Genomic DNA, 26080 nt, shown 5'->3' with positions numbered 1-26080 from the left:
GGATTCGCCAGTTGAATCGCTGTGACTGGGAAGTGGGCGCGCATGAGGTCTGCTTTCGAGCAGCGATTTCGTCACTTCTGACGGCGCGCCTCGTTTGCTACCCTCGTTGGTGGACAGACCGGACAGTTCCACATAGAAAAAGCATAGTGCACCACATGCATGGCCGACAACCTGGGCCCCCGGACAGACGTTCGGATACCTTGCGGCTGCGCCTTGGATGACGCGGCGGTCGGAAACAGTAACGTTCCGAGGTATCCGTTCGCGAAGCTACAGTTTTGACGGCGCGGCGACGGTGCCGAATTTCATGGTAGTTTTCGAGGCACGTGAAGACAGCGATAGCGCTGTCTGTCAGAGACCGGATCTTCATAGCTTGTTCAAATGGCGGACTACAGAATGAGTTGGCATACGTACATGCTTTTTATCGGTGCGAGTCTTGTGCTCTGCCTCGTGCCCGGCCCCGATATGATATTTCTGTTGGGCCGCACGATTGCGCAGGGGCGGGCTGCAGGGTTATGCGCAGCTTTTGGCATCAACCTTGGTGCCTACATTCATTTGCTGGCAGCGGTGACGGGATTGTCTGCCCTGGTTCTCGCGTCGGCGACGGCATTTACTGTCGTGAAGTTCGCCGGCGCGGCTTATCTCGTATATCTCGGTTGGGGCGCATTGCGCGCCAATGGCGGATTCGCGCTCCAGGAGAGCAGTGGGAAGAGTACGCTACGGCATGTCTTCTGGCAGGGATTTCTCAGCGACGTGCTAAACCCGAAGGTCGCTCTGTTCTACACTGCACTACTGCCTCAATTCATGAGCGTGCATGATCCTCGACCGGTCGCACACCTCTTCGAGCTGGGCGTGATCGGCAACACCGTTGGGATCAGCACGAGTATCGCCTATGTATTTCTTGCGTCCCGAATGACACATGCGCTTCGGCGAAACAAGACCATCTCGTCCTGGCTGACGAAGGCAATGGGCGCTTTATTCATCGGGTTAGGTGCGAAGCTCGCGACGGAGAAGCTGTAAGTTGGTCACGGAAACGTGAGCAGAGCCAACACGGCCCGCCTGTCATCGACAGCCGGGCCGCTTTCATTTTCGTCTACGGAACCGCCTGCTGCTTCAGCTCGAATTCAAGGGCTTCGACAGCCCAGTCATGGCACGTACGCGCTCGCGCGGAATCTGGCGCACATGCAACGCGCTCTTGAAGAAATTAAGGCTGCCACGGGCAAGCCACTGGAATCGGAACAGTTAAGGCGAATCGCGCCGACCCACCTGGAAGGAATCAATTTGCGCGGGACGTTCAATTTCCCGGTGGCTCGGTACGCGCGCCGAATCCTTCCAAGTCTCGACAGTGATCCGCACGTTTCGACCGCCAGTCCTCGGGCCTGAGCTGAAGTCCCGAGCATTGAGTCGAAATTGCAGGCGGCGTCTGCAATTTCGGCGCACATCACCGATTGAACAATCGGGCTCCTATCGTCATGCTACCCCGCAAAGGGTAGTCAGAAGATGCCTGATTCGAAAAGGAATTTATAACGGGCCGCAAGGGAGAGCCCCGCCCGGCTTAGGTACGTCTAACCGGAAACCTGCACGAAAATCAAAGGCACACCATAGCCGACGCCGTCGAGCGCTCGGCGCTCGCGCTCACGTCCGCGCCGCGAAAGCAGGGCTGAGCGCGCGCCGAAGAGGGGATATCGGCCGTTACATCACGTAGAGATTGCGTAGACCCGCGTATCGTTCTCGACGCCTTTCCACGCTAGGACCAACTGGCGCTTGAAGCTGACGATGGAAGGCGGTTGCGAGCTGCCCACGTTCGGAATCTTCGCCTGACTGGACCAATTGAGCGACTCGCCGGCGGCGCCTGTTTGATCGCGCGCCAGTTGGGAAAAATAGAGGCCCTGGTCGCCATCTATCCCGCGCCACGCGGCATGAATAACGGACTCGCCGGAAGTGGTGAAATTCGGCTGTGACGTCTCGACGGTGAGACTCGGACCGCCCCACGAACCCGCAGTGCCGCTGCTAACGGGCACCGTTGTGCCATTTCCGAGCAAATACCACGTCAACGTGCTTTGCGGCGCCCACGCGTAACTGCCTGGAGGCGCCGCAGTCGTGTAAAGCGCCTGATCATTCGGCACGCCTCGCCACAGGAGGCGGATTCCGCCATTGATGTCCTGGCAGATAGCGGGCGCGGCCGCCGTACCTACTCCGGGAATAATCTGCTGACCCTGCCAGCGTCCCGAGCGGAATTCGGAGAAGTAAATCTGGTGATCGTTGTTGATGCCTTTCCACACCATCGTGGGAACACCCCGGACGATCGCGATTCGAGGACCATGCGACGAACCCGCGAAAGACAGCGGCGCCTGGGCGGGATTGTCGTGAACGAAGAAGTCGCGGCTCGTTTTGAAATAGAGCCCTTGATCATTGCCGGTGCCGCGCCACACCATCCAGAGGCGCGAGCCATCCCACGCGAGAGCGGGGCCGCCTATCGTGCCGACATCGGTGAATGCACGCTGCTGAGTCCAATGCAAACCGTCGTCCGAAGTCGCAATCCAGATATTGCGATTGTCGCCGCCTCCGCGCCACACCATCGCGAGCGTGTCGCCGCATACGCAGAGCGCGGGCGCCTGTTCGGTCGTGAAGTTGAGCGGCGTTTGGCCCGGCCATCCATACAGCGCCCGAATACCGTCGAAGTCGTCGCGACTGAGCGTTTCTTGCGCGGAGGTCGTCGGGAACATGATGGAATTGCCCGTATTGGCGTGCAGCAGACCGAGCGCGTGGCCAATCTCATGTGTGACGACATTCAGCAAGCTAGGCGAGCCCGAGGCCGCCGTAGGCGCAAACGCGAAGCCGTTGGTAATGGTGATCTGTCTGCCGTCGGGTGTGGTAAGGCCCGCGATGTTGGGGCCGAGCAGACCCACATTGATGCGAATGTCGGCCCCGTTTGTGACCTGTGCAAAGCGCAAGAGCGGCGTGGCCGTTGACCACGTGCCGAAGGCTCTTCTGAGAATCGGGACCACCACGTTGCTGCCGCCAACACCAGGCACGTTGCCTGAAAACGACCAGCTGAACGCCGACTTCCTCGCCCAGTCGCCGCCCTTCAATCCATATGCTTTGGGGACGAGGCCACCAGGACCCGGGCGCGGATCGGTCGAGCCGCAGAGCACTCGGCCGGAAGGAGGCGCAACGCTACGGACCGATAAATCCCGCTGAATGTGCGGCTGCCGCGCTGGAGCAATTTCCCTCACGCCACTGGCCGTGTTAAATTGGCGACCCGCGCCCGTTACGCCTTGCGCGGACGCTGCTGCACAGCAGCCGCACCAACCCGCGCTGCCGAGTATGAAGTCACGACGGTTCAATTCAGCCTCTCAGTCGTTTTAAATACGTTCGTTATCCTGATTAATTGGATCCCATTGAATTCCCGGAACGCATCGGTTTCACGTCAGAATAGTTTCATTTCCACAATAGAAACATTTCAATCTTATTTCAAGTCTTGTTCCACACGCTGCCACCGTCACGTGCCCGGAAGATCCCAATCATTCGTGCAGCGGGATGTTGGATGTTTGCGAAGCCACGCGGGCAGGGCGTTCCCATGTCTGCCCTCAGGCAGCACTACCGTCTTGCGTAATCCATCTGTTCGGAACCGAACGCAAGGGTGAAAAAATCGACCTTTAAATTTGCTTGCCTATTGATAAAGTGAATGAAAACTGAATGGCAAATGTAAATACGCAGTCGCATGACGGCCTGCCTCAGCGCGTAGAGCAGAAACGCGCGAACTGTCTTCCCTTGTGCGCATGACCTGCAACGCCTGTTCGCATCGAGCCCGCCGGCATGCCGATGCCAGCGCGATTTGAATCGTCGCTTTCTTTCCCGATGCTGGTCTGCAAACGATCGAAGGCAAGACCAACTCCGACGGAGCCTCCCATGCCATCAGCCAATGCCGAGTCGTATCACCCGATCATCTACATTCGTGGATTCGCGATGAACAAGTCGGACATCGACGAAACCACGGCAGACCCATTTTGCGGCTTCAATTCGGGATCGACTGTCTATCGAGCGCGTCCCGGCGCCACGGACGCAGCGCGTTTCGTGTTCGAGTCGCCCGTCGTGCGGCTCGTGGCGAATCATGACTATGTGAACGTGATCAGCGAAGGGATGGATCTTTCAAGCCCGACGTTCGATGAGCCGATGCCGCGCCGCTCGATTGTGATCTTCCATTACTACGATCCAGCGTCGACGCTTCTCGGCAACGGTGTCGTACCACCGATCCAGGACTTCGCGAGAAAGCTGAGCGATCTCCTCGCCCGTTTGCGTACATTGGTGCTCAAGACGGAAGGTGCTTACGCAACGCCCGAGCAGTTCCGCTGCTTTCTCGTTGCGCATTCCATGGGCGGGCTCGTCGCGCGGACCTTCCTGCAAAATCCGCAGTGCGATCCGAATAACGTTCGTACGACCGTGAAAAAACTCTTCACGTATGCGACTCCGCACAACGGCATCGAATTCGGCGGATTCAATGTGCCGAGCTTCTTCACGAGCCATCAAATCGACACGTTCAGCCGTCCTGTGATGGGCAAGTATTTTGGGCTCGTTCCGACCTGGCAAACCCAGACCGACGACGTTGCCCGCTGTCCCGCTACGCCGCTCGACCCCGCGAATATCTTCACGTTGATCGGCACGAACCGCCTCGACTACGAGGTCGGCATGGGCCTGTCGCGCACGTTCGTCGGAAAGGGCAGCGACGGGCTCGTTCGCATTCAGAATGCCGATCTGAAAGGGTTCACCGTTGCCGCGGATGGCACTCAGGTGGAAAGGCCGTGCGCCAAGGCTTTTGTGTATCGCAGCCACTCGGGCTACTTTGGCATTGTCAACAGCGAGGAGGGTTATCAGAACCTCCAGCGTTTCCTGTTTGGCGACTATCGTGTCGACGTATGGCTCGAAGTGGACGACATCGTCATGCCGGCCGGTGATCTCGCCGATGCGGATGCCGCTGGCACGCTCGAAGCGAAGTATCCGGTCGACGTGCTCATTTCGCTGCGCAACAAGCGCTGGTTCCTCACGCGCCGTGTTGCGGAAGAAGACTCGTCAGCCGTGCTCGAGCACAGCGACGTGCGCGCGCAACGGGGCAAGACGCCTGCGCTGGAGAAGGCGCTTTCCACAATCTTCATGGCGGACTGGGGCAAGCTCGACCCGCAGAACCCTACCGTGGCGTACCGCGTGCAACTGGCCGTACGTACACCTGACTATCAGATCGACGGTCGAGACGCCACTGTGGATCATTTCGAAGGCAGCAGCATTTACGCGGATGCGGTGATCGTCGAACTCGACACGAGTCACGTGCCCTGGACCGCGTCTTACTGGTGGGAGAGCGAACAGACGTCCACGGGCGCGCCGTCCACGAAGACGCCGCTCACGCTGCAACCGCTGAATGCGGGATCACCCACTCCGCTCGTTGCACGCATTGCGATCGTAGGCGGTGCCGGAATCAAGTTCAAAGGGGCGTTGAAGTTCATTGCCAGCCCTTGGGCATGAGCGACGATAAAGGTCCATACGCCGGCTCGTTGCCACTGCGTCGCACGCAATGCGCGAAGGCGCGCCGCAACGCCTCTTCGCGCACCGCTTTTACGCGCCACGCCGGTCTACAGCAGGTCCTGGTGGAACGGTGAGTTTTGCGGCAGCGTTCCGTCGTGCCGCACGATCAGTTTCTGCATGCCATTCGTGGCCGAGGCGATGGCCCCGCTCGCGAACCCGCCTTCGGCCGAATACATCTCGCCGAACACAATGGCGTCGTTACTTTACTTGTTCACGAGGAAGCCGAAAAGCCGCCGCGTATTTTTCGCGTCGCCGGGCGCATCCATCTTGAACGCGCCCCAGAAGTGCCGCTGTTCTCCCCAGTTCATGTACGAGAAGCGGTCGCGGTTTTCCGCCAGCAGCTCCGCCAGTTTGCCGATCTTCTCGTGTTGGGGTAATCGTCCGAATCGTGCAAAATCTGGCGGTGATAGCCTGCAAAGCCGCTTGTAGCAAGGCAGCGCGAGCTCGCGGATCTTGCGCTGCTGACGAACTAGCAATTCGTTGAACAGTCGGCGCTTTTCCGGAGAAAGCGCCAGATTTTGCACGATTCGGACGCTTACCCCAATTGGTTCTATTCGCGTGTGGCTCACCAGGACAGTGGCTCAAGGAGCGCTGGTGCGCCAAACTCGACCAGTTGTGCGTTCGAGCGCGAAAAATACCCGCTCCAGAACTGCTTCAGATCCATCAGCGTCTTCGGATCCCGGTAGCCGTTACGCTCGGCAGTCGATCCATTGGCGGCCGGCTGCATGACGCCGGCACCGAGAAGGTAAATGCGTGCCGAACCGAAGTCGCCGAAGAGATTGTTGTCCTGCGCCTTCTTCAGTTCGACGGCGGGGTTGATGTGGCGCACCGCGTTACGCGCATAGAAGCTCGTGACGCTGGAGTTTTCCAGTCCGTCTGTCACAACGAAGACCAGCTTATGTGTGGCCTTCTCTTGTGCAACAGCGGATGAAACGCTCTTCAGTGCCATCAGGATGTCCGACTGGTCCAAGGTCGATGTCCCCGACTTCAAAACCTGGGCGGTCGTTGCGAGCGCCAACCTCTGTCCATATACCAGTTGCTGCTGCATGCAGGTGTGGAAGTCCCGCAGGCGGCTCATGACGACGTTGCCTTCCTCGCTCGCAGGAATCGGACGTTCGATAACGCCCGTATGGAGGACGTTCAGATAGTGGCCCTGCGAGAACGCAGAAAACTCAGCGATGACGAACTTCGTACCTGGCTTGAGCATCCCCTGGACATTGTCGAGCACTGACTTCTGCAACGTGGCATCGAGCTGGACCGTCTGGTCGACCAGCACGTATATGAGCTGGTCGTACTGAACCTGTGGCGCAGCGATCTTGTTCGCTGCATAGCAACTGGGGACGTCGTTCGTAAGACCGGCGTGAGCGGGTAGCACACCCGAAAACGCGAAGCTGGCGCCGAACGCAAGCGAGCGCAAGGCCTGAGTCGATCGGCGCATCAGATATCTCCGAGGATGTCGTCTTCCAGGCGTGCCTGTTCGGCTGCCGCCTTGCGATGTGCCTTGAGAGCCTGAACGGCGGTGAGAATCGAACTGCGGCGCTCAGACGAGCCCTCTGCGGCAATGTCGAGAATCACCTTGCGGCGTTCCTGATCGGGCTCGTCAAGGATGCGTTCCGCAATTCGCGCAACGTCGATGAAGAGCGGGAGTGCCTCAGCCGCCTGTGCGACATTGACGGATTCCGGAGTGATGGTCTGTTGTGCTCGCTGCGCAGGTGGCGACGACACGCGGGGTGCCTCGAATTGCTGAACCTGGTCTACGTCTGCCGCGGGGCGCGCTTCCTCCCGCACCTTGCGGTCATAGTAATCTCTGCAACTGATTTTCGACACGTTCTCGCGGTATTTCGGCACCTCGCGGCCGAGATGTGCGCGAAGTTCCGTTAATCGCATGTTGCCGCGATCGAGGGCAGGCTTGATGTGTTTTGCCTGGTAGCTCTGAAAGCTGGTGTGGCCGTACGTCTGGCGATACGCATTCTTGCCATCGCCGATAAACGAGCTCCCGAACGCCTGGAAGAAACCGAGTGCCTGTGTGATCACGTAGATGATCGCGAGTACGATCGCGCCAGCGATGCCCTGGCTGAACATCTCGCTACTCAGTTCGTGGTCGACGTTCTGCTGCGCGGCGCGCGATGAGTCAGCGACGTCAGTCGGCAGCGGGGTCGAGGCGTCGAGGCCTGGCACTGCAGGGAAGGGATTGCTGCCGCTATCCGCTGCCAGCTGACCATGATCGGCGACGTGACTGGTCATCTCGATCTGCAGACCCTTGATCCGCATCCACGTGATGCCGGCCAGCAGGACTGCCAGCAACGTAATGGCGACGATCGGCACAACGAGGCTGCCGCGATCATGCGCCCCCTCCAGCACGCGGCTGCCGAAGCGCACTTTTGGCGACGCGTCCTTGTCGATCTGCTGGTCGTCGCCGCTACTGATCTTGTGACCCGTGTAACCCTCAACCGTCGCATTCACTGAACCGAGCGCCTTTTTGATAGCCGAGCGCTTGTACACTGCCGCGCCCGCTGCGTGCGTCAGTCCAAGCAAACCGACTGCCATCACGGTTGCGATCACATAGCCGATCCAGACCATCTGGTTGCCCGTAATTTCGCTCGCGACGAAGGGCGCAATCAGCATCCCTGTACCCGCCGCTTCTGCGATCGTCAACAGGATCAATGCGCCAAACATGACAGCCGACATCGGCGAGCGGCCGTTCTGGTGAGTGATCTTCAGATATTCGCTTGCACGCTCGAACACCTTCTGATCCACCTTCGGAAGCTTGTCGATATAGGTGGAGCACAGCGATTCTTCTGCGGGCGGCAGGCCAGCGTCCCTCCACGTCGCGACGTTTTCAATGCCATGCGTTTGCTGCTTCCAGCGACGCATCTTGCCGACGAGCGGCACACAGACCCAGAAGTCGGCCCACCAGAGATCGTCGGTATAGCGCTTCCACACGAAAAAGACCGTCACGACGGCCGCAATCAGAAGCGGCAGCGACCACACGATGGTGGAGACAAAAGCCTGGAGAAAATCGGTTATCACGTTCGAGCCCCGGAATTGTTAGTTGTTGGCTGGTTTTAGTGAAGTGCGAAATCGCCCGATGCGGTGTATGCCACCGTCCGGTTCGTGTAGTAAACGTTGCCCGTCGCGCGGGGTTTGCTGACGGGCACGACAAGATCCATGCACTGCATCGGTCCGCCCACGAAGACGCGGTAGAGCGTGGCGTCGCTGCCGCGGTACACGTTCACGGGAACGCGTGCCGAGTACGAAGGTTTCTGCTTCGCATTGCCGGCATAGTCCTTGTAGATCTTCAGTTCCGGCTCCGGGACGGGACTGCCGGCATCGCTCGGCACGCGGACGTTGAGCAATGCGACCAGATTGCCGCCAAGTCCTGCTGCCCAGGGCGCGCCGTAGAATCCGGGCAGATACTCACGAACGTTCAGCACCTGGTCAGTCGCGAGATTGCGCACGGCAGACGCGCTGTGAGGGCGGTCGCCGAGGCAAGAGTTGAGCGTCATCGGCGAGCCGGCGTTGGCGTTACTGATCAGACTGAATGACGACTTTCCGGGTGCTGAGCCGAGCCGCACCGGTATGCCACCGCCTGCCGTAGGTGCGCCACCAAAGTTGTAGTCCGATCCCGATCCGCTTGCTGACGGAGCGCTGTGCGACCGGGCAGCAAACGCAGTCGCAGCGGATACGACAGGCGGATTCGTTCCTGCTTCAGTCGTGTCGCTTCCCGCGTTGGCTGTTTTCGTGACCGATGTCGCTTTCGATCGCGGTTTGACCGCCGGTTTATCCGTTGCGGCGAGATCCGAAGCGGTAGCGTTGACCGCGTTTTTGCGCTCGCCCGATGGCACATCTTTCAGGGCGGCTATGCTCGCGCTGGCGAAACGATAGTTGGCGGGGTCGGCCGTGCGGTTAGACAGGAACTGTTGCAGGTCTGCTTCCGTCGGGACGTCCACAATCTGCACGCGCTGGTTTTCCTCGCGTCCCTGATCTGTCGCATTCGGAGCGATCGGCAACGTATCGCCCGCACCCTGGTAGAAGATGTTCTGCACGGGGACGCCCTGATCGACGAACACTTTGGCGACAGCTTTCGCCCGTTGCTGGGATAGTGCCGCAGGATCCGCGCCGAGCGACGAATCGCTTTCGTCGGTATGTCCGACGATCAAGACCTTCCGTGCGCTTGCCTGCGCGCGCTGCTCGGGCGTCGCGTCAGCTGGCAGCGCTGCCAGCAGCGTTTTGGGTGAATACTGGTTCGCGATCTGCGCGAGGTATTTGCGAGCCTGCGGCGTCAATTCAGCGCTGCCTGCTACAAACTCGTCCGATTTGTTCTCAAGCTGGACATCGAGCCCGACTGTGGCCGGCTTGTCGGCGGAATTGGCCGCGCCTGGCTTGCCCTGTGTGATTGGGGCCGATGCTAGTTTCAGACCGTTCGCCTGCGCAATCCTGTACAGCTCGCAGCGGCGCGCGTCCAAAGCGTGACCTACCAGGAAACCACCGCCAGCCCCAAGTACCACACCTGCGGCTGCACCCTTTGCGCCATTGGCCAGATACCCGATAACGCCGCCTGCTACTGCGCCGACGGCAATTCCTATGTTCCGGTCGTTGTGCGAGCAGGGGTCTTCGCTATTGAAAATGCTGTTGAACTGGGTTTTAACGGAAGGGGCGACTTCTGGCTGTCCGGTTTGCGGGTTGATGGCACAACCCGAAAGACACAAAACCACACCCAGCACGATGGGGCTGCGAATCGTCATTCAAGTCCTTATATGGATCCGAAGGGCAGGCCTCTCTACCTGACCGACCAGCAAGCGCCAGCCCTGGTTGAATACCAGGTCTCTGCACACGAGCCCGGATTAACGGCATATAAGACGTAATCTTTAGTCGCATAATGTTCAAAGAATGAAGAGCAGGTCGAACAACGATGGACCGCAATGCAGCCGCGACGTGTACTTCGAGGCATGTGGAACGGGTTGCGCTGGAATGTGATGCGCCTTGCATGGCATCCGGTCATACTGCACCGTGAGCGATTTCGTCACGCGCCGCGGGAGCCGCCAGGCAAGGATCTGCTCCAGATCCTCATCGGCAGGCGCCGGCCGGTACGCGTTGTAGTCGCTCCTGGGTGGCTTGCCGAGGCGCCGATTGAAGCCGGCGATAAAGGAGGGCGCCCAGGCATTGGCCGCCTCGCACGTGCTGATGCCACGCAGCCTGAGTTCCTTCACGAGCCGGTCCTGCAGCATCAGGTTGGCGCGCTCCACGCGGCCCTTGGCCTGGCTCGTGTTCGCACAGAACGCCTCGGCGTTCAGCTCATACAGGGCCCGCCCGAACTGCGTAACGCCTTTGCCCGCCGTCTGCGAGCGCTGCTTCACGTAAAAGACGCTGGCCTTGTCGCTGTAGAACGCCACCGGCTTGCCGTGCACGGCCAGATACTTCGACAGCGCCTCGAAATAGCGGAAGGTCGATTCGGTCTGCGTGAAGTGCAGCGTCATCAGCCGTCCGGTCGCATCATCGATGAACACCAGCAGCGTACAGGCCGCAGCGCGCGCCTCGAACCATCGATGATCGCTGCCGTCGATCTGGATGAGTTCACCCAGACACGCACGACGGTTACGCGGCTGGTGCAACCGCGGCGGACGTTCCCGGCGCGGGATCCACAGGCCCGCAGCCCTCATCAGGCCAGGCGGCTGAACGGCTGAGCCTGAGCGTGCGCCGGATCGCAGGCGGCCAGCACGCATGCGTTGAAGGTCATTGTCGACCTGTGATGACGTTTCTAGATGTTTGCGAACATATTAAAAATTCGATAAATTATATTATGTTAAATAAAACATAAAATGCGCTGTGGACACCTCCACCCAGACGCAGCCACGCCCCATCAAACTCGCAACCCCCGGCTCTTGCGCCGATAAACAAGCAGCGCGCGCATGATGCCGAAACTCAGCGGCGCACCGACTGGCTCGGCACCGCCGTCCAACAAGCGTTCGTCGAAGTGCTGCGTGCGGAAAGCGCGTTCGAATCCGGCGGCACCTGATCCGCGCACCACCCCGCATTCCCCCCCTCCCGCCTCGCGCTCACTCCCCAATCCACGAGCCCCGCAAGTCGCTGTCATGCATGAGCTGCAGCAGCGTTTGCGCCGGGCGGGAAAGCCGCTTTGCCGCGAGCACGATGAATTCGACGTTGGGCAGCGCCGGCAGGCTCGCGACGTTCACGGGCGGCGCCAGTCCACGCGCGGCGAGGTATTGGGGCCGCACAGTGACGCCGAGGCCGGCGCGCGCCGCCGCCACGCAGCCCGAATGGCTGCTGCTCGTGCATACCAGTTGCCAGCGGAAATCAGTCTGCGCAAGCGCGTCGAGCACCACGGCCCGCGTCACGCTCGGCTCGGCGACGAGGATGAGCGGCAGCGGCTGCGCGAGATCCATCGTCGTGCCGGCGCGCGCGAGCCATTCGAGCCGTCCGGTGAAGAGCACCGTGCCGCGTTTGTCGCCCAGCCGCCGCTTGCCGACCATCAGGTCGATGGCGCCGGAATCGAGCAGTTCGTAAAGCCGGCCCGTCATGCCGATCGTGATTTCCAGCTCCACGTCGGGATGCGCGTTGCGAAACGCCGTCAGCACGGCGGGCAGCGGGCCGAGCGCAACGTCGTCGGAGCAGCCGAGCCGCACCCGCCCGCGCAGGCGCGGCGCGCGGAACTGCGATTCGGCGCGGTTGATCGCCTGCAGGATGCTGCCGGCATGCGCCAGCATCGCCTCGCCATCGGACGTGATGGCAAGCGAATGTGTGTCGCGGATAAACAGGCGGCGGCCAATCGACTCTTCGAGCCGGCGCACGTGGTCGCTCACGCTCGACTGCGTGAGGCCGAGCTGGCGCGCCGCTTCGGTGAAACTGTGGCAGCGCGCGACCGCTTCGAAGGTCCTGAGCCAGATGGGATTGAGCATGGCGGATGGTTATCGGCAATGCCGATGACAGTCAAAGTCTCTACTGGGGTTCCCGATGAGCGACGGTAACAATATCATGACGCCATTGATGACAATTGCGCCGCAAAGCCGTTCCCGCCCCTCACGCGGCGCGCCGAGAAGTTCCAGATGAACAAAAATTCGAGCCACACGGCGCTGCTATGGATCGTCGCCGCGGGCTTTTTCATGCAGACGCTCGACACGACGATCGTCAACACCGCGCTCCCCTCGATTGCGCGCAGTCTTGGCGTAAGACCGCTCGTGATGCAGCCGGTCATCGTCGCGTACACGTTGACCATGGCCATGCTCACGCCCGCTTCGGGCTGGCTTGCCGACCGCTTCGGCACACGCCGCGTCTACTTCGTCGCGATTCTGATCTTCGTGCTCGGCTCGCTATGCTGCGCGAGTGCGCACACCCTCGCGCAACTCGTGGTCGCGCGCGTGCTGCAGGGCATCGGTGGATCGATGCTGATGCCGATCGGCCGGCTCGCGGTGCTGCGTGCGGTGAGCGGCGAGCAGTACGTCTCGGCGCTCGCACTCATTTCGGTGGCGGGCCAGGTGGGGCCGATCGTCGGCCCGACGCTCGGCGGCTGGTTCGTGCAGGCGATCTCGTGGCACTGGATCTTCCTGATCAACGTGCCGATCGGCCTCGCCGGCGTGTTCGCCGTGCACCGCTATCTGCCGAACGCGTCGAGCACTGCGGCGCCTCCATTCGATCTCGCCGGCTGTGCACTCGTGTCGCTGTGCATGATTGCGTTCTCGCTGGCCTTCGACACGCCGGTCCAGACGCATCGCGCCGCGTGGTCTGCCGGCCTCTTCGCAGTCGGCATCGCGGCGGCCTTCGCTTACGTGGCCTATGCACGCGGCCACCGCGAACCGCTCTTCAAGCTGCGCTTGTTCGGCGAGCCGAATTTCAGCGTCGGCCTGATCGGCAACCTCGTCTGCCGCGTCGGCTCGAGTGCCGTGCCGTTTCTCGTGCCGCTGCTCATGCAGCTCGAGCTCGGCTACTCGCCGCTGCGCTCGGGCCTCATGATGCTCCCCGCCGCGCTCGCAGGGACGGTCGCCAAACGCTGGATTGCGCCGCTGATCCGCCGTTACGGCTACGAGACGTTCCTGCTGGTCAACACGCTGATCGTTGGCGCATCGATCGTTGCGTTCGCACTGATCTCGCGCGGCACGCCCGTTGCGGTGGAGATGGTCGTGCTGGCCATCTTCGGCGCGGCCAACTCGATGCAGTTCGCGGCGATGAACAGCGTCACGCTCAAGGACCTCTCGCACGAAGACGCCGGCAGCGGCAACAGCCTTTTTTCGATGGTGCAAATGCTCGCGATGGGACTCGGCGTCACCATCGGCGGCGCGCTCGTGAGCCTTGGCGAGGCACAGTGGGGATCGGTTGCGCCCGGCTTTCGCATGAGCTTCGCCGGCGTGGGCGCGATCACGCTGATCTCCGCCCTGGTCTTCCGCCGCATCGACACGCAGACGCGCGTCGCCGCTGCGCCTTCCGCGATGGCGTCGACGGCCGCTCGCCGCTGAGCGCGCGATCAGTGCGCGAGAATGCCCATCGCGCGCTTCTTCAGATCCAGGAAGTGCGGTTCGAATGCGACCTCTGGCGTACGCGGTCTGTCCAGTTCGATGGGCACGTCGAGTGCCACCCGCCCCGGCCGCGCCGAAAGCACAACGAGACGCGTACCGAGAAAGATCGCTTCGTCGATGTCATGGGTGATGAAGACCACCGTGCAGTGGAGTTGCTCCCACAGCGCGGTCAAGAACGTCTGCATGGAACTGCGCGTCTGCGCGTCCAGTGCGCCGAAGGGCTCGTCCATCAGCAGCACCTTCGGCTTCATCACGAGTGCCCGCGCGATTGCTACGCGCTGCTGCATGCCGCCCGACAGCTCATAGGGCTTGTGTCGTGCGAAAGACTCCAGACCGATGATGCGCAGAATGTCCGCCGACTCCTTGTGCCGTTGCGCCTTGGGCACCCCATGCAGTGACGGCCCGAACTCGATGTTTTCTGCCACGCTGAGCCACGGAAACAAGCCGGCCTGCTGGAATACGACGACTCGGTCGGCCCCGGGCTGGTCCTTGATCTCGCCATCGATATAGATGTTGCCCTTCGTGGGCGAAGTCAGACCGGCGAGCAGGTGCAGCAAGGTCGTCTTTCCACAGCCCGAGGCGCCGAGCACGGTGATGAATTCGCCGCCCCGGAACTGCAGATTGATGTTTTCCAGTGCCGATGTGGCGCCGAACGTCTTGTACAGAGAATCGATGACGATGTTCAAGTTCGTCTCCTGCTCGACAGTCAGACAGTCAATGGATCAATGCGCCAGATGTTTCGAGTACTGCGGCGCGACGTTGTTGTCGAAACTCGCCGGCACGCTCGGAATGCGGCCAATCGAGTTCAGCACCTTGGCCGTATTCACCAGAGTCAGGTACGTGGCGGACGTTTTGACGCCCGCGTCGAGGCCCATCACTTTCGGCGTGGTCTGATCGGCGCCGGAAAACAGCTCATAACCGGCGAGTTCGCTCGTCGCCACCGGCACCGTCACGCCCGTTGCTTTCGCCATCTCGGCGAGCGCCTTGTCGCGATCCTTCATCGTCACCTGATAGCCCTGGTCGAGCGCCGCCACGAAACCGCGGACCAGGTCCGGATGCGCCTTCGCCCAGTCAGAGTTGGCGATACAGACGTTGTAGCTCGAGGCTTCACGCGGCAAGTCTCCGTCCGTCTTGATCGCCTTGCCGCCAGACGTACGCAACGCGCTGAATACCGGATCCCAGACGATCGCCGCATCGATCGCACCGGTCACCCATGAGGTGCGCATCTGCGGCGGCGCCATGTTGATTTGCGTGACGGACGCATACGGCACATGCGCAGCAGCCAGGAAGGTCGCCAGTTCGAACGAGGCCTGCGAGCCGGCGACGATCGCGATCTTCTTGCCTTGCAGCCCCGCGACGTCGTGGATGCCGCTGTCCGGCTTGACCACGATGCCGGCCGCATTCGTATAGCGCTCCTGGTTGTATACGATGGTCATCGGCAAGCCCTGTGCGATCGCCGTGACGAGCGGCGGCACGCCCAGTCCGCACATGAACGTGAGACTGTTCGATGCCAATGCACTCATCGCCGCCGGCCCCGAACTGAAGAGCTTGTACTGGACATCGGCGTTCATCTGCTTTTCGAACAGATGCTCGGCCATCGATACCATGTACGGATCGGCGCCGTTGTCCTCGTAGCCGATGATCACCTCGGGCTTGCTCTGCGAATGCACCGCGCCAGGAACCAGACAACTGCTCGCCAGCACAGCCGCGCTCATGCCATAGACCCATTGCCTCTTTTTCATTGTCGTTTCCTCCAGTCACCCGATCAGTTATGTCCGCGCCACGGTACGACGATATTTTCGATCTTGCGAATCGCCAGCTCCATTGCATATCCGATCAACCCGATGATCACGATGCCGACGATCACGATGGCAACCTGCAAGGCCTGTCCGGCGAACTGGACGAGCCAGCCAAGGCCGCTGCTCGCCGCGATCAGTTCCGCGGCGACCAGACAGGTCCACGCCACGCCGATACCCACGCGCATCGCGGTGAAGATCTCCGGCATGGCCGAGGGCAGCACGACCTTGCGGAAGATTTGTGCGTTGGTCGCGCCGAGTGTGCGGGCAACCTCGATGCGCAGCGGCGGCGTGCTTTTCACGCCCGACATCGTGCCGATGATGATTACAGGAATGGTGCCGACCAGAATCAGAATGGCTTTGGGCAATTCGCCGATGCCGAACCACACCACCAGCAGCGGAATATAGGCAAGCGGTGGAACCGGCCGCACGAACTGCAGCAGCGGATCGATGATGTCGAACACGATCTTGTTGCGTGACATCAGCAGCCCGATCGGTACGCCGATCGCAATCGCGCCCACAAAACCAATAACGATGCGAAAGCAACTAATCAGGATGTCGCTGACGAGCGACTGGCCGCCGTACCCGTTGTGGACGATTTCGACGAAGGCCTGCCATACCGCCACCGGCGAGGGCAGCGCGAACGGCGGGAAGATGCGCGCCATCGATACGGCCTGCCAGAGCACGACGCACATCACGAGCACTGCAGTGGTTAGCCACCAGGCATTCATTTTCCCGCGGCCGTGGCGGATCTTGATGACCGGCTCGATCGACGAATCCGCGTGATGCTTCATCGTCTTTCGTCTGGGTAGGGCTCTCACCGCCGTCTCCTCAAGTTGAACAACTATGCGCACGCCAGCGCGAAGTTCCACGTCCGCTTCGGGTTCCGTCTCAATTCAAGTATAGTCAGCGGCTACCAGGGCGAATTTCGGCTTCTTTCATTTCGCACTCGCGAACTCGCCCGTTTAGTCAAGCATTCTCAATCAATAAAACGGCGGGTAGTACCAGGCAGGAAGTTCCGATGGGGCCAGTGGCGGATGACCGCTGTCTGTCGCTTTGCCGAAGCGCCGCAAGCACCGTCCAGCCGATTTCTTCCGATTATTTTTACTCCGCGCGCGCGCCGCCCCAACGCCCGCCAGCCGGTCGCGCTGCGCCGCAGCAAGGGCCTGGCGTGCGCGTCTATCTCGAGTTACTTTCCGAAAGCGCAGCGCTGACCGTCTTGTCGCAAACCGTCGCTCCGAAATTTACCTAATCGACCTGGACGGCCAGTGTTGAATATCGTGTGTCGATTGACTGGCCGATTTTGCTGCAATACGGTTGCTCAAACGTTGTCTCGCCGCCGCCATCAATCACAGGAGCCAGCATGCCGACCCGTACCCCGTCCGCCCTGTGGGCACAGCAATTCCGACGGTCATCGGAGTCGAAGACAAGTCTGCAGCACCAGATCCGCGAGATGCTGGTGGCCTCCATCCTCGACGGGCAACTGCCGCCGGACTCCGCGTTGCCTTCGAGCCGCGAGCTGGCCGAGCAGCTCGGCGTGGCGCGCAACACTGTGGTGCTCGCCTACCAGATGCTCGTGGAGGAAGGCTATCTCGTGTCGCGCGAACGCAGCGGCCACTTCGTCAACCCCGAGATGCTGGAGGGCCTGCACGGCGTAACCGTACAACAGCGCGTGCAACAACGAGTGCAGCAGCCCGACGTCGTCGAGCCCCATGACGCCGGCTTGCGTGCCCCACCCTCATGGAATTCGCGCATCGTGCGCCCGCCCTCCGCCCAGCGCAACATCGTCAAACCCGCCAATTGGCAGAACTACGCATATCCCTTCATCTACGGGCAGTTCGATCAATCGCTCTTTCCGACCAACGACTGGCGCGAGTGCTGCCTGAAAGCGCTCTCGATCATGGAGATCCGCAACTGGGCGCCCGACCTGATCGAACGCGATGACGAGTCGCTGATCCAGCAGATCCGCACGCGTGTGCTGCCGCGGCGCGGCGTGTTCGCCATGCCCGAGGAGATCATCATCACGAATGGCTGCCAGCAGGCGCTCTATCTCGTCGCCGACCTGCTCTGCGGCAAGAACACGACGGTCGGCTTCGAGAATCCGGGATATCCCGATGCACGCAATATTTTCGTGAATCGCAACGCGCAACTGCTCGAATTGCCGATCGACGGCGAAGGCATCGACCCGGTGCGCCTGCGCGACTCGCTCGCCCGTTGCGATTACGTGTTCGTCACGCCGAGCCATCAGTGCCCCACCACGGCCACCATGCCCATCGCGCGCCGTCAGGCGCTGCTCGAACTCGCCCAGCAGCACGACTTCGTGATCATCGAAGACGACTACGAGAGCGAGAACACGTTTTCCGGCACGCCGCATCCCGCCTTGAAGAGCCTCGACACGGCCGATCGCGTGATCTATGTGGGTAGCCTTTCGAAGACGTTCGCCCCGGGCCTGCGTCTCGGTTACGTGGTCGGCCCGCAGGAACTCGTGCGCGAGTTGCGCGCGCTGCGCCGCCTCATGGTCCGCCACCCGGTGGCCTATATCCAGCGCGCGTTCGCGACGTTCCTCGCGCTCGGACACCACGACGCGCTCCTGCGCCGGCTCGCGCATGCCTACAAGGAGCGCGCCCGCGCGTTGATGGCGGCGCTCGACACCCATCTGCCCGAGGTGCGATACGTGCCGATCGGCGGTGGTGCCTCGTGCTGGGTCCAGGGGCCGGCGTGGCTGGACTCCGCACGCCTTGCCGACGATGCGCGCGAGGCCGGCATCCTGATCGAGCCCGGCGGCGTGTTCTTCGCCGACGAGGCCGAACACAGCCCATGGTTCCGCATGGGCTTCTCCGCCATCAAGCTCGAGAAAATCGAACCCGGCGTGCGCGCGCTCGCCGAGGTTGTGCGCAAGCAGCGGCCCGCTTGAGTCTCTCAGGAAGTCTCCGGGCGCTGGCCCAGGCGAAAGCTCCGCACTGGTGCTACCGCCCTCGCCTCGCAAACCCTAACGTGTCGCTATACCGTGCCGCGCGCGAGTCCTCGCGCACCGCGCGGCACCAGCTTTTCCACTGGAGACACGTATGGCAGACACGCTCAGCGCCCAACCCGCCGTCACGGCCGACACGCTCGCCGCCTTTTCCGATGCCTTCAACCGTCATGACGCCGACGCGCTGATGCGGTTCATGACCGAAGACTGCGTGTTCGATGCGGCCGGCGGTCCCGAAGTGTATGGCACCCGCTTCGTCGGGCGTGAGGCGGTGCGCGCTGCTTTCGAAGCGGTCTTCCGCACGTTCCCCGACGCCCATTGGGGCAAGGGCCGCCACTACGTCGCGGGCCAACGCGGCGTATCCGAATGGCTGTTCAGTGGCACGCATGCCGAAGGCTGGCGGATCGAGGCCGAAGGCTGCGATCTCTTCGAGTTCCGCGACGGCCTGATCGCCGTGAAGCGCGCGTTCCGCAAGGAACGGCCGAAGCAGTCCGCCTGACCCGCGTACAGCGGCGCAGCGGTCGCCAGTGTTTTGAAACGAATCGTTCCATTCCATTTCAGATTCACCCCTCAAGGACGGAATCCCTTGACCCTCATCGGGCGCCGAATAGCATTCAAACCACGGCATTCCGTCAAACGATAACCCGGAGACAGTTGATGAGCGAAAAGACCCCTACCCAGACGGCCAGCGGCCCGCAGGACATGACCCCGTCCGAGGCCTTTGTCGAAACCCTCGCGGCCAACGGCGTGACCGACATGTTCGGCATCATGGGCTCCGCGTTCATGGATGCGATGGACATCTTCGCGCCCGCCGGCATTCGCCTCATTCCTGTGGTTCACGAGCAGGGCGCGGCGCACATGGCCGACGGCTACTCGCGCGTGTCAGGCCGCCACGGCGTCGTGATCGGCCAGAACGGTCCCGGCATCAGCAACTGCGTGACGGCCATCGCGGCGGCGTACTGGGCCCACAGCCCGGTCGTGATCGTCACGCCCGAGGCGGGCACGATGGGCATCGGCCTCGGCGGCTTCCAGGAAGCGAATCAGTTGCCGATGTTCCAGGAGTTCACGAAGTACCAGGGCCACGTGACGAACCCCGCGCGCATGGCCGAGTACACCGCGCGCTGCTTCGACCGCGCCATGTCCGAAATGGGCCCGACCCAGCTGAACATTCCGCGCGACTACTTCTACGGCAAGATCAAGGCCGAGATTCCGCAGCCGCGCCGGCTCGACCGCGGCCCCGGCGGCGACGAAAGTCTCAACGAAGCGGCGGATCTGATCGCGGCCGCGAAGTTCCCCGTCATCATCTCGGGCGGCGGCGTCGTGATGGGCGATGCAATCGAGGAGTGCAAGGCGCTCGCCGAACGGCTCGGTGCGCCCGTCGTGAACAGCTACTTGCACAACGACTCGTTCCCCGCGAATCATCCGCTCTGGTGCGGCCCGCTCGGCTACCAGGGATCGAAGGCCGCGATGAAGCTGATCTCGCGCGCGGACGTCGTGATTGCGCTGGGCTCGCGCCTCGGACCGTTCGGCACGCTGCCGCAACATGGTATGGACTACTGGCCAAAAGACGCGAAGATCATCCAGATCGACGCCGATCACAAGATGCTCGGTCTCGTGAAGAAGATTTCGGTGGGCATCTGCGGCGACGCGAAGGCTTCGGCGCAGGCGCTGACCGAGCGCCTCGCGAACCGCACCCTCGCGAGCGACGCCAACCGCGCCGAGCGCGCCGACCAGATCGCCACCGAAAAGGCCGCATGGGAAAAGGAACTCGACTCGTGGACGCACGAGCGCGACGCCTACAGCCTCGACATGATCGAAGAGCAGAAGCACGAGCGCACGCCGACAGGCGGCGAGTATCTGCATCCGCGCCAGGTGCTGCGCGAACTCGAGAAGGCGATGCCCGAGGACGTCATGGTGTCGACCGACATCGGCAACATCAACTCCGTCGCGAACAGCTATCTGCGCTTCAACAAGCCGCGCAGCCTCTTCGCCGCGATGAGTTGGGGCAACTGCGGCTATGCGTTCCCGACCATCATCGGCGCGAAGGTGGCCGCGCCCCACCGCCCCGCGATCTCGTATGCGGGCGACGGCGCCTGGGGCATGAGCCTGATGGAAACGCTCACCTGCGTGCGCCACAACATTCCGGTGACGGCCGTTGTTTTCCATAACCGCCAATGGGGCGCCGAGAAGAAGAACCAGGTGGACTTCTACGATCGCCGCTTTGTGGCGGGCGAGCTGGACAGCCCGAGCTTCGCCGGCATTGCGAAGGCGATGGGCGCGGAGGGCATCGTGGTGGACAAGCTCGAGGACGTGGGCCCGGCGCTCAAGCGCGCGATCGATCTGCAGATGAACCAGGGCAAGACGACCATCGTCGAGATCATGTGCACGCGCGAACTCGGCGATCCGTTCCGCCGCGACGCGCTTTCTAAGCCCGTGCGCCTGCTCGACAAGTACAAGGACTTCGTCTGAAGGGCCAGCCGCAGCCCGCGCGCGCCGTACGTTGCAGGCAGGTGCGCGCGGGCTGCCTCCGATCGCCGGCCGCAGGCGGAGCATCCGCTTGTGGCCGGTTTTCGTCTGGACACGCCAGTTGCTGGCGTGAGTCCGTCCGTTTGTGCGTCCATGAGCCCATGACACCATGAAAGCCCTGAACCGTATCGTCGAAAGTGCCCGCCTCGCGCCCATGCGCATCGTGCTGTGCGAAGCCGATGACCCACGCGTGCTCGCCGCAGCGGCGCGCGCGCACCAGGAGGGCATTGCGCGCATCATGCTCTTGGGCGAACCGGGCGCGATCCGTGTGGCCGCGGCGCGCGAGTCGGTCGATCTCGGCGAGATCATGCTGATCGACCCGCAAAAAAGCGCATGGCGCACGGCCTTCGCCGACGAACTGGTCACGCTGCGCGGTGCCAAGGGCATGACGCCCGCGCTCGCGTGGGACGAGGCCGCGAAGCCGCTCGTCTTCGCCAACCTGATGGTGCGTCTCGGCCACGCGGACGGTTCGGTGGCAGGCGCCGTTCACACGAGCGCCGACGTGGTGCGCTCGGCCATCCAGCTGATCGGCGTCGAGCCGTCGTTCAGGCTCGTCTCGAGCTTCTTCCTGATGATGCTGTGCGAGCCGTTTCATCGCTACAAAGGCGGCCTGATCTTTTCCGACTGCGCGCTCGTGGTGGACCCCGACGCCGCACAGCTCGCCGAGATCGCCATGGCCGCCGCCGACAGCGCGCGCAGCCTGCTGATGGAAGAGCCGCGCGTCGCGATGCTGTCGTTCTCGACGAGCGGCAGCGCCCACCATGCGAACGTGGACAAGGTGATCGAGGCGACGCGGCGCGTGCACGAGCAACGCCCCGCCCTTTGCGTGGACGGCGACGTGCAGCTCGACGCGGCGCTCGTGGCGGAGATCGCCGAGCGCAAGATCGAGCACTCGCAGTGCGGCGGCCACGCGAACGTGCTGGTCTTCCCGAATCTCGATGCGGGCAATATCGGCTACAAGCTCGCCGAGCGTCTTGGCGGCGCGAAGGCCATCGGCCCGCTGATGCAGGGCCTGAACCGGCCCGCCAACGATCTTTCGCGCGGCTGCTGCCCCGAGGATATCTATTACGTGATCGCCACCACGGCGGTCCAGGCGCAGACGGCCCGCCAACGCGACGTCACTCACTCGAAGGAACCCCACGCAGCATGACGCATGAGAAGGTCCTGGTGCTGATCGCCTTGATCGGCGCAGCCAGTTATTTTCAGACGATCCGGGCTTCGGCCTCAGCATGATCGTGATGGGCGCCACGAGCGGCTTCAGCCTCGCGCCGCTCGCAAGCATCGCCACCCTGCTGAGCCTCGTTACGCTCGCGAACAGCGCGGCCGCACTGCCCGGCAAGCTCCACCATATCGACTGGCGGGCCGTGGGCGCCGCGACGCTCGGCGTGCTGCCTTCGGTCGTAGTGGGCGTGATGGTGCTCGACTACCTGAGCGCCTCGGCCTCCGGCATGCTGCAATTGCTGCTCGGCGCCGTCGTGCTGTATGGCGGTTTGAGCGCCGCGCTGCGGCCCGTGCCGCTCGCCCAACGCTCGGGGAACCGCAGCTTTTTCGTGAGCGGCGTATTCGGCGGCCTGCTGAGCGGCATGTTCGGCGTGTCCGGGCCGCCGCTCATCTTCCAGTTCTATCGCCAGCCGCTCAAGCTGATCGAGATTCGCTGCGCGTTGATCCTGCTCTTCACGGTGACGTCGCTTGTACGTGTGATGTTCAGCGCCTGGGAGGGCGAGCTTCCCGCTTCGATCTGCATCGAGGCCGCGCTCGCCGCGCCGGTCGTGATGCTGATGACGCTCGCGGCGCGCCACTACCCGCCGCCGCTGTCTTCCCTCGCGATGCGCAGGCTGGCGTTCGGCGTGCTGATGATCATCGGCGCCTCGCTCGTGCTGTGTGCGGTGAAGGAACTGTTGGTTTGATGTGAGCTGCGGATCGCCCGTGCAGGAATCGACACCTGTGCACAGGGTGCCTCCATCGCACTAACGCGGCGCACCGATCCATTGCGCGAGAGCGACCAGCCGCTTCATGTCCAGAGGCTCAGCGGAGTCGAGCGCAACGCAATGCCGGTAGTAAGGACTGAGGTCCAGCCCGACACCGAGCCCGATCACGTCGACGTCGCGCATTGCCTCGTGGCGCGCGACCACCTCCTTCAGGTGATTGTCGAGATAGAACGCGTCGTTCGTCTGCGCCGTGGCCGTGTCCATCGGGCTGCCGTCCGAAATCACGACGAGAATGCGCCGCGCCTCCGCGCGGCCAGCGAGCCGCGCGCACGCCCATTCGACGGCCTCCCCGTCCACGCCCTCGCGAAACAGGTCCGCCTTGAGCAGCGCGGCGATGGCCGGGCGAGCGCGCCGCCAGCTCTCGTCGGCGGACTTGAACACCATGTGGCAGGTCTCGTTCAGGCGCCCCGGATGCGGCGGCCGCCCGCCCGCGAGCCAGTCCGCACGCGCGCGGCCGCCGTTCCAGGCGAGCGTCGTGAAGCCGAGCACCTCTGTCGCGATTCCCGCCTGCTCGCATGCACGGGCGAGCAGATCGACCATCATCGCGACGGGCTCGATATGCGCCTTCATCGACCCCGAGCAATCGATCAGGAAGCCCACTACGCAATCGCTGCGCGGCTCGAATCGCTCGCGCCTGAACACGCGGCGCTCTGCGGGCGAGCTGACGACCTGCGCGAGGCGTCTGCCGTCGATGCGGCCGTCCTCTTCGCCGAAAAGCCAGCCATCGCGCTGCGGCACCGCAATCGCCGTCTGCAGCGCGCGCGCCAGGCGCGCAACGTTGATGCCGCACGCGGCGATGCGCTCATCGAGCCGCTCGCGATACTCGCGCAGCAGCGCTTCGCGCACGCGCGTGGCGGGCCGGATCTCGCGGTCGTACTGCGTCGTGTATGCGCGATAGCCATTCGCCGCTTCGGCCAGCACGCGGCTCACGCCGGTCGGCGCGAGTGCGGGCAGCTCGACACTCGTTTCGTCGAAGTCGACCCACAGCGAGAACGACGTCAAGGCGTCGTCGGGTGCGCGCGCTTCCTCGGCGTCGTCCCCTGCATTTGCCGCGCGCGCATCGTCGAGCATCATCGCGACGCGGCGTGCCAGCTCGCGCGCATGCGCCGCATAGGCGCGTTGATCTGCGCGAGTCGTACGCAGCCCCGCAAGCTGCACGCCGATTGCAGGCACGATGCCGGCGCGCGTCGCTTCGATCAGATCCTCGGTCTCGTCGAGCACGGGCCAGCCGCTCACGCGCGACCAGACGATCTGCGCCACCGTATAGAGCAGGATGCCGAGATGGCCTTCGGTCAAGCCCGCCCGGCAATATGCGCGCGACCACGTTTCGAAGCGATGTCGCAGGTTGTGCGCGAGTCCCGGCATGCCGGGCGGCAATTGCGCCTCACAGCGCACTTGCTCGAACAGATCGAACAGCAGACGCTCGGTCGGCGCCTCGGGAGCCAGCAGGCGGTGCAATGCCGCGTCGGAATGGCGAAGCCGTTGCGCTGCGGCGTCCGCGGCACCGCGCAGCGAGGCGAACTCGTCCTCGTAGACGTTGCTGCGCAGATGCGGCGCATAGAGCGGCAAGGGCTGCGACTCGCGGCAAAGCCGGCCGCCGCGATAGTGGAGCGCGGCGTCGCCGGTGAGCGCGCGCACGGCGGCCGCGCATAGCGACTCGCGCCGCAGCGCGGTGCGCACGGCCTCGGGTGTGGGCGTGGTGCTCACGCGCGCGGCTCCCGCGGTTCGCCGCCCTCCCCGCCCTTCGCTGTGGACGCTGGGTCCAGCTCGACGCCAAAGCAGCGCTGGTAATACTCGGCGACGATCGGCCGCTCCGCCTCGTCGCACTTGTTCAGGAACGTGAGCCGGAACGCCAGCGCGGGATCGCGGAAAATCTGGCAGTTTTCGGCCCAGTCGATCACGGTGCGCGGCGACATCAGCGTGGAGAGATCGCCGGTCGCGAAGCCTTTGCGCGTCATTGCCGCCATGCTGATCATCGAATCGACGAGTTGGCGGCCCGCGTCGTCGGTCATCTCCGGCACGCGGGCGAGCACGATGCCGGCCTCTTCCTCGCGCGGCAGGTAGTTGAGCGTGGCGACCACGTTCCAGCGGTCCATCTGCGCGTGATTCAGCATTTGCGTGCCGTGATACAGGCCGTTGAGATTGCCGAGGCCGATCGTATTGGTGGTCGCGAAAAGGCGGAAGTGGGCGTGCGGGCGGATCACGCGATTCTGGTCGAGCAGCGTGAAGCTGCCGTCGCGCTCGAGAATGCGCTGGATCACGAACATCACGTCGGGGCGCCCCGCATCGTATTCGTCGAAGATCAGCGCGACCGGACGCTGCAGCGCCCACGGCACGATGCCTTCCTGGAACTCCGTGACCTGGCGGCCGTCGCGCACCACGATCGCGTCCTTGCCGACGAGATCGAGCCGGCTGATATGGCCGTCGAGATTCACGCGCAAGCAGGGCCAGTTCAGGCGCGCGGCGACCTGTTCGATATGCGTGGACTTGCCCGTGCCGTGCAGCCCCTGCACCATCACGCGCCGGTTGCGCGTGAAGCCGGCGAGTATCGCGAGCGTGACTTCGGGGTTGAAGCGATAGGCCTCATCGACGTCCGGCACGTGGGCGTCGCGCTCGCCTCCGAAGGCCGGCACCCTGAGATTCGAATCGAAGCCGAAGCGCTCGCGCACCGACACCAGGCGGTCCGGTCCCTCCATC

19 protein-coding genes and 3 pseudogenes are annotated in these 26080 nt (G+C 62.9%); 9 read left to right on the top strand and 13 right to left on the bottom strand.

Annotation, left to right across the window (positions count from 1 at the left end; genetic code table 11):
- The first annotated feature begins 393 nt into the window (after nucleotides 1-393).
- Together AB4Y36_RS31180 and AB4Y36_RS31175 are read left to right on the top strand one after the other, a co-directional pair.
- On the top strand, nucleotides 394-1017 hold the full coding sequence (locus AB4Y36_RS31180; protein WP_342950008.1) for a LysE family translocator: 624 nt from the start codon (nucleotides 394-396) through the stop codon (nucleotides 1015-1017).
- 159 nt (nucleotides 1018-1176) lie between these two features.
- A pseudogene (locus AB4Y36_RS31175) lies at nucleotides 1177-1380 on the top strand (hypothetical protein); the annotation flags it as partial.
- A 314-nt stretch (nucleotides 1381-1694) separates the two neighbouring features.
- Here AB4Y36_RS31175 and AB4Y36_RS31170 read toward each other — a convergent pair.
- Nucleotides 1695-3089 carry a matrixin family metalloprotease gene (locus tag AB4Y36_RS31170; RefSeq protein WP_368685038.1) on the bottom strand — a complete coding sequence of 465 codons (1395 nt, stop codon included), beginning with the start codon at nucleotides 3087-3089 and terminating at the stop codon, nucleotides 1695-1697.
- Nucleotides 3090-3909: 820 nt separating this feature from the next.
- On the opposite strand from AB4Y36_RS31170, the gene AB4Y36_RS31165 reads away from it, so the two are divergent.
- On the top strand, nucleotides 3910-5514 hold the full coding sequence (locus AB4Y36_RS31165) for an esterase/lipase family protein (protein WP_368685037.1): 1605 nt from the start codon (nucleotides 3910-3912) through the stop codon (nucleotides 5512-5514).
- A 107-nt stretch (nucleotides 5515-5621) separates the two neighbouring features.
- Here AB4Y36_RS31165 and AB4Y36_RS31160 read toward each other — a convergent pair whose 3' ends face one another.
- The 7 genes and pseudogenes from AB4Y36_RS31160 to AB4Y36_RS31130 form a co-directional block, all read right to left on the bottom strand.
- Complete coding sequence (locus AB4Y36_RS31160; protein ID WP_368685036.1) at nucleotides 5622-5762, bottom strand: hypothetical protein; 141 nt, start codon at nucleotides 5760-5762, stop codon at nucleotides 5622-5624.
- A gap of 15 nt (nucleotides 5763-5777) precedes the next feature.
- On the bottom strand, nucleotides 5778-6098 hold the full coding sequence (locus AB4Y36_RS31155) for a hypothetical protein (RefSeq protein ID WP_342950011.1): 321 nt from the start codon (nucleotides 6096-6098) through the stop codon (nucleotides 5778-5780).
- 41 nt (nucleotides 6099-6139) lie between these two features.
- Nucleotides 6140-7012, bottom strand: coding sequence for a hypothetical protein (locus tag AB4Y36_RS31150; protein WP_368685035.1), 873 nt, complete (start codon nucleotides 7010-7012; stop codon nucleotides 6140-6142).
- On the bottom strand, nucleotides 7012-8604 hold the full coding sequence (locus tag AB4Y36_RS31145; RefSeq protein WP_368685034.1) for a hypothetical protein: 1593 nt from the start codon (nucleotides 8602-8604) through the stop codon (nucleotides 7012-7014). Before AB4Y36_RS31145 ends, AB4Y36_RS31150 begins: the two co-directional genes overlap by 1 nt.
- A gap of 35 nt (nucleotides 8605-8639) precedes the next feature.
- Nucleotides 8640-10319, bottom strand: coding sequence for an OmpA family protein (locus AB4Y36_RS31140; RefSeq protein WP_342950014.1), 1680 nt, complete (start codon nucleotides 10317-10319; stop codon nucleotides 8640-8642).
- 138 nt (nucleotides 10320-10457) lie between these two features.
- A pseudogene (locus tag AB4Y36_RS31135) lies at nucleotides 10458-11225 on the bottom strand (ISNCY family transposase); the annotation flags it as partial.
- Between the two features lie 405 nt (nucleotides 11226-11630).
- The gene (locus AB4Y36_RS31130; RefSeq protein WP_069267257.1) at nucleotides 11631-12491 is read right to left on the bottom strand and encodes a LysR family transcriptional regulator; all 861 of its coding nucleotides are present in this window, start codon (nucleotides 12489-12491) and stop codon (nucleotides 11631-11633) included.
- 84 nt (nucleotides 12492-12575) lie between these two features.
- Here AB4Y36_RS31130 and mdtD point away from each other — a divergent pair, with 84 nt between their 5' ends.
- A complete protein-coding gene (gene mdtD / locus AB4Y36_RS31125; protein WP_368662039.1) occupies nucleotides 12576-14042 on the top strand; it encodes a multidrug transporter subunit MdtD in 1467 nt (488 codons plus the stop codon).
- An 8-nt stretch (nucleotides 14043-14050) separates the two neighbouring features.
- On the opposite strand, the gene AB4Y36_RS31120 is transcribed toward mdtD, so the two are convergent.
- Genes AB4Y36_RS31120 through AB4Y36_RS31110 form a run of 3 tightly spaced genes read right to left on the bottom strand, consistent with a single transcriptional unit; the run spans nucleotide 14051 to nucleotide 16692 of the window.
- The gene (locus tag AB4Y36_RS31120; protein WP_342948024.1) at nucleotides 14051-14788 is read right to left on the bottom strand and encodes an ABC transporter ATP-binding protein; all 738 of its coding nucleotides are present in this window, start codon (nucleotides 14786-14788) and stop codon (nucleotides 14051-14053) included.
- 36 nt (nucleotides 14789-14824) lie between these two features.
- Nucleotides 14825-15844 carry an ABC transporter substrate-binding protein gene (locus AB4Y36_RS31115; protein ID WP_069267254.1) on the bottom strand — a complete coding sequence of 340 codons (1020 nt, stop codon included), beginning with the start codon at nucleotides 15842-15844 and terminating at the stop codon, nucleotides 14825-14827.
- Nucleotides 15845-15867: 23 nt separating this feature from the next.
- The gene (locus tag AB4Y36_RS31110; RefSeq protein ID WP_368685033.1) at nucleotides 15868-16692 is read right to left on the bottom strand and encodes an ABC transporter permease; all 825 of its coding nucleotides are present in this window, start codon (nucleotides 16690-16692) and stop codon (nucleotides 15868-15870) included.
- Nucleotides 16693-17261: 569 nt separating this feature from the next.
- Here AB4Y36_RS31110 and AB4Y36_RS31105 point away from each other — a divergent pair.
- From AB4Y36_RS31105 to AB4Y36_RS31085, 5 genes and pseudogenes are all read left to right on the top strand, one after another.
- Nucleotides 17262-18812: a PLP-dependent aminotransferase family protein gene (locus AB4Y36_RS31105; RefSeq protein ID WP_342948027.1), complete on the top strand. Its 1551-nt coding sequence runs from the start codon at nucleotides 17262-17264 to the stop codon at nucleotides 18810-18812.
- A 151-nt stretch (nucleotides 18813-18963) separates the two neighbouring features.
- Nucleotides 18964-19368 (top strand): nuclear transport factor 2 family protein, encoded by a 405-nt coding sequence (locus AB4Y36_RS31100; protein ID WP_342948028.1) that lies wholly within the window; start codon nucleotides 18964-18966, stop codon nucleotides 19366-19368.
- A 158-nt stretch (nucleotides 19369-19526) separates the two neighbouring features.
- Nucleotides 19527-21338, top strand: coding sequence for a sulfoacetaldehyde acetyltransferase (gene xsc / locus AB4Y36_RS31095; RefSeq protein ID WP_069267250.1), 1812 nt, complete (start codon nucleotides 19527-19529; stop codon nucleotides 21336-21338).
- Nucleotides 21339-21504: 166 nt separating this feature from the next.
- Nucleotides 21505-22545 (top strand): phosphate acetyltransferase, encoded by a 1041-nt coding sequence (gene pta, locus AB4Y36_RS31090; protein WP_368685032.1) that lies wholly within the window; start codon nucleotides 21505-21507, stop codon nucleotides 22543-22545.
- A pseudogene (locus tag AB4Y36_RS31085) lies at nucleotides 22542-23302 on the top strand (TSUP family transporter). Before pta ends, AB4Y36_RS31085 begins: the two are co-directional and overlap by 4 nt.
- A 60-nt stretch (nucleotides 23303-23362) precedes the next feature.
- On the opposite strand, the gene AB4Y36_RS31080 reads toward AB4Y36_RS31085, so the two are convergent.
- Nucleotides 23363-25090: a cobalt chelatase gene (locus AB4Y36_RS31080; protein ID WP_368685031.1), complete on the bottom strand. Its 1728-nt coding sequence runs from the start codon at nucleotides 25088-25090 to the stop codon at nucleotides 23363-23365.
- Complete coding sequence (locus tag AB4Y36_RS31075; protein ID WP_368685082.1) at nucleotides 25087-26079, bottom strand: AAA family ATPase; 993 nt, start codon at nucleotides 26077-26079, stop codon at nucleotides 25087-25089. Before AB4Y36_RS31075 ends, AB4Y36_RS31080 begins: the two co-directional genes overlap by 4 nt.
- Nucleotide 26080 lies beyond the last annotated feature (1 nt).

Source organism: Paraburkholderia sp. BR10936, assembly GCF_040965735.1.
Lineage (GTDB): Bacteria > Pseudomonadota > Gammaproteobacteria > Burkholderiales > Burkholderiaceae > Paraburkholderia > Paraburkholderia nodosa_A.
The sequence above is the reverse complement of the archived record's forward strand: the minus strand, read 5'-3'. Positions and strand labels throughout refer to the sequence as shown.

What these genes read in the sequence shown, in the direction of transcription:
- AB4Y36_RS31150 (WP_368685035.1), bottom strand. Translation starts at nt 7,012, where the DNA reads ATGCGCCGATCGACTCAGGCCTTGCGCTCGCTTGCGTTCGGCGCCAGC.
- AB4Y36_RS31100 (WP_342948028.1), top strand. Translation starts at nt 18,964, where the DNA reads ATGGCAGACACGCTCAGCGCCCAACCCGCCGTCACGGCCGACACGCTC.
- AB4Y36_RS31105 (WP_342948027.1), top strand. Translation starts at nt 17,262, where the DNA reads ATGCCGACCCGTACCCCGTCCGCCCTGTGGGCACAGCAATTCCGACGG.
- AB4Y36_RS31165 (WP_368685037.1), top strand. Translation starts at nt 3,910, where the DNA reads ATGCCATCAGCCAATGCCGAGTCGTATCACCCGATCATCTACATTCGT.
- AB4Y36_RS31130 (WP_069267257.1), bottom strand. Translation starts at nt 12,491, where the DNA reads ATGCTCAATCCCATCTGGCTCAGGACCTTCGAAGCGGTCGCGCGCTGC.
- AB4Y36_RS31140 (WP_342950014.1), bottom strand. Translation starts at nt 10,319, where the DNA reads ATGACGATTCGCAGCCCCATCGTGCTGGGTGTGGTTTTGTGTCTTTCG.
- AB4Y36_RS31110 (WP_368685033.1), bottom strand. Translation starts at nt 16,692, where the DNA reads ATGAAGCATCACGCGGATTCGTCGATCGAGCCGGTCATCAAGATCCGC.
- pta (WP_368685032.1), top strand. Translation starts at nt 21,505, where the DNA reads ATGAAAGCCCTGAACCGTATCGTCGAAAGTGCCCGCCTCGCGCCCATG.
- xsc (WP_069267250.1), top strand. Translation starts at nt 19,527, where the DNA reads ATGAGCGAAAAGACCCCTACCCAGACGGCCAGCGGCCCGCAGGACATG.
- AB4Y36_RS31180 (WP_342950008.1), top strand. Translation starts at nt 394, where the DNA reads ATGAGTTGGCATACGTACATGCTTTTTATCGGTGCGAGTCTTGTGCTC.
- AB4Y36_RS31075 (WP_368685082.1), bottom strand. Translation starts at nt 26,079, where the DNA reads ATGGAGGGACCGGACCGCCTGGTGTCGGTGCGCGAGCGCTTCGGCTTC.
- AB4Y36_RS31115 (WP_069267254.1), bottom strand. Translation starts at nt 15,844, where the DNA reads ATGAAAAAGAGGCAATGGGTCTATGGCATGAGCGCGGCTGTGCTGGCG.